1 protein-coding gene is annotated in these 3,371 nt (G+C 76.3%); it reads left to right on the top strand.

The window, feature by feature from the left end:
• On the top strand, positions 1–3,371 hold a 3,371-nt coding region (locus tag AE652_RS37120), incomplete at both ends, for an SDR family NAD(P)-dependent oxidoreductase (protein ID WP_049659608.1).

Here is a 3,371-nt window from a genome sequence, read left to right as displayed (position 1 = left end):
CCCCCGCCGCTCCCCCCGCCACCGGCTCCGCCCCGCCGTGGCGGGACGGCGGCGTCTACCTCGTCACCGGCGGCGCCGGCGGCATCGGCGCCGCGACGGCCCGCCCGATCGCCACCGACGTCCGACGGCCCACCCTCGTCCTCGCGGGCCGGTCTCCGGCCGACGAGCGGGTGGAGGCGCTGCTGGCCGACCTGCGGCAGGCCGGCGCGGTCGCGCGCTACGTGCGGGCCGACCTCTCGCGCTGGGAGGAGGTCCGCCACCTCGTCGCCGAGGCGGGCGAGGTCACCGGGGTGGTGCACGCCGCCGGAGTGGTCCGCGACGCCCTGCTCGCGGAGAAGACCGCGGCGCAGTGGGAGGAGGTGCTCGGCGCCAAGGCGGACGGCCTCGTCCACCTCGACCGGGCCACCGCGCACTGCCCGCTGGAGTTCGTCCTGGCCTACTCCTCCGGCGCCGCCGTCACCGGCAACCCCGGGCAGAGCGACTACGCGGCCGCCAACGCCTTCCTCGACGAGTTCGCCGCCTCCCGCAACGCGGCCGTCGCCCGGGGGGAACGGCGGGGCCGGACGCTCTCCGTGGCCTGGCCGCTGTGGCAGGACGGCGGCATGACCGTCGACGACCGCACCCTGGCCTACCTGCGGGAGGACCGGGGGCTGGTCCCGATGCCGACGCCGACGGGCCTCGCCGCCCTGGTCGACGCCTGGCACACCGGGGCGGACCGGGTGTGGGTGCACCACGGCTCGCCCGCCCCGGCCGCTGCTCCTGCCGCTGCCGCTCCGCCCGCGCCCGCACCGTCCGGGGGCCGCACCGCGGACCGCGCCGTGCTGGACCACCTGCGGGAGGTCTTCGCGGAGGTCAGCAAGCTGCCCCCGCAGGCGGTGGACCCGGACCGGCCGTTCGTCGACATCGGTCTCGACTCGGTGATGGTGATCCAGCTCAACCGTGCGCTGGCCCCGTTCTACCCCGAGGCCTCCTCGACCCTGTTCTACGAGCAGCCGACCCTGCGGGCGGTGGCCGCCCGGCTCGGCGGCGCACGCCGCCCGGAGCCCGTACCGCAACCCGTACCGGAGCGGGCGGCCGGGCCCGCCCCGGCGGCCCCCTCGGGACGGACCGTCCCCGCCGGGGAACCCGCCGTCGGACGTGCCGCCGGGCGCGCTGCCGGCCCCGACGAGCCGATCGCCGTCATCGGGCTGAGCGGCCGCTATCCGGGCGCCGCCGACCTGGGCGAGTTCTGGGAGAACCTCAGGGCCGGCCGCGACAGCGTCCGCGAGATCGACCGGTGGCCGCTGGACGGCTTCTTCGAACCCGACCGCACCACCGCCGCGACCACCGGGCGCAGCTACAGCAAGTGGGGCGGGTTCCTGGACGGCTTCGCCGACTTCGACCCGAGGTTCTTCGGCATCGCCCCGCGCGACGCCTACGCGATGGACCCGCAGGAGCGGCTGTTCGTCCAGGCCGCCTGGGAGGTGCTGGAGGACGCCGGGTACACCCGCGCCCGCCTCGCCGAGCAGCACGACCACCGGGTCGGGGTGTTCGCCGGCGTCACCAAGGTCGGGCACGCCCGGCACCCTGCGGGCCGGCTGCCCTCGGGTGAACTCGTCGTCCCCGGGCTGTCGTTCGCCTCGCTGAGCGCCCGGGTCTCCTACCTGCTCGACCTGCGCGGGCCGAGCCTGACCGTGGACACCATGTGCTCGGCCTCGCTGACCGCGATCCACGAGGCCTGCGAGCAACTCCGCAGCGGCGCCTGCGAGGTCGCCCTGGCCGGCGGCGCCAACGTCTACACCCACCCGCTGGACTACGTCGAGCTGTGCCGCTCCGGCATGCTCTCGCCCGACCGGTACTGCCGCAGCTTCGGCGCCGGCGGCCACGGGTTCGTCCCGGGCGAGGGCGTCGGCTGCGTGCTGCTCAAGCCGCTGTCCCGGGCCCTGGCCGACGGGGACCGGGTGCTGGGCCTGATCCGCGCCACCGGCGTCAACCACGGCGGGCGCAGCACCGGTTACACCGTGCCGAGCCCGACCGCCCAGGCCGCGCTGATCCGTCAGGTGCTCGACCGGGCCGGCGTCTCGGCACGCCAGGTCGGGTACGTCGAGGCGCACGGCACCGGCACCGAGCTGGGCGACCCGATCGAGGTCGCCGGCCTGGCCGCGGCGTTCCGGCAGGACACCGAGGACCGGCAGTACTGCGCGCTCGGTTCGGTGAAGTCCGGCATCGGGCACCTGGAGGCCGCCGCCGGCGTGGCGGGCCTGACCAAGGTGCTGCTGCAGCTCGGGCACCGGGAACTGGTCCCCACCCTGAACGCCGAACAGCCCAACCCGAACATCGACTTCGGGTCGTCCCCCTTCCGGCTCCAGCGCGAAGCGGCGCCCTGGCACAGCGAGGGCCCGCGGATCGCGGCGGTGTCCTCCTTCGGTGCCGGCGGCTCCAACGCGCACGTGATCGTCGAGGAGTACCCCGTGCAACCCGCAGACGGCACCGAGGACGGCGCCGAACACGTCGTCGTCCTCTCCGCCCGGACCCCCGACCGACTCGCCGCCTCCGTCGACCGGTTGGCCGCGTTCCTCGACCGGGCCCCGGACACCCCGCTGGCCGACCTCGCGTACACCCTCCAGGTGGGACGGGAGGCGATGGCCGAGCGGTACGCGGTCGTGGTCTCCTCCACCGGGGAGCTGCGGGACGCGCTGCGCGAGGGCCGGGGGCTCCGGGGCAGCGCGGGGACGGCGCCCGACGGGCTGCTCGCGGAACTCACCGCGGACGGCGAGCTCCAGGAGCTGCTCGTCCGGCGGTGGAGCGCCGCCGGGGAGCTGTCCAAGGTCGCGGCCCTGTGGGCGTCCGGCGTCGCGATCGACTGGCGCGGCACGCACCGGGAGGCGCGGCGGACCATCGCCCTGCCCACCTATCCGTTCGCCGCGGAACGGTTCTGGATCGGCGACCTGGCCCGGTCCGGGGACGTTCCCCCCGCAGCACCCGTTCCCCCCGCGGCCGCCGGACCGGTCGGCCTGGACGACCTGGCCGGTCTTGACGAACCGGCCGAACCGGCGGACGACCTGGCCGACCTGGACGGGCTGGTGCCCGCGCTGGTGCGGGAGAAGGTCGCCGCCGCCCTCGCGATGGAGGCCGGCGAGGTCCTCGACGGGTCGGCGTTCGCCGATCTGGGCCTGGACTCCATCCTCGCCGTCCGGCTGGTCCACGAGCTCAACACCGCGCTCTCGCTGGACCTTTCGACCACCGTGGTCTTCGACCACAGCACGGTCGACCGGCTGGCCGCGCACCTGCTCGCCGAGCACCGGGACGCCATGGTGCCGGCCCGGACCGGCGGCGGGGCCCGGCCCTCGGCCGCGCTCGACGCCACACCGGGCGCCGCGCCTGACGCCGCG

The sequence above is a fragment of the Kitasatospora sp. MY 5-36 genome (genome assembly GCF_001182915.1).
Lineage (GTDB): Bacteria > Actinomycetota > Actinomycetes > Streptomycetales > Streptomycetaceae > Kitasatospora.
This window is presented reverse-complemented; position numbering and strand designations above follow the sequence as displayed.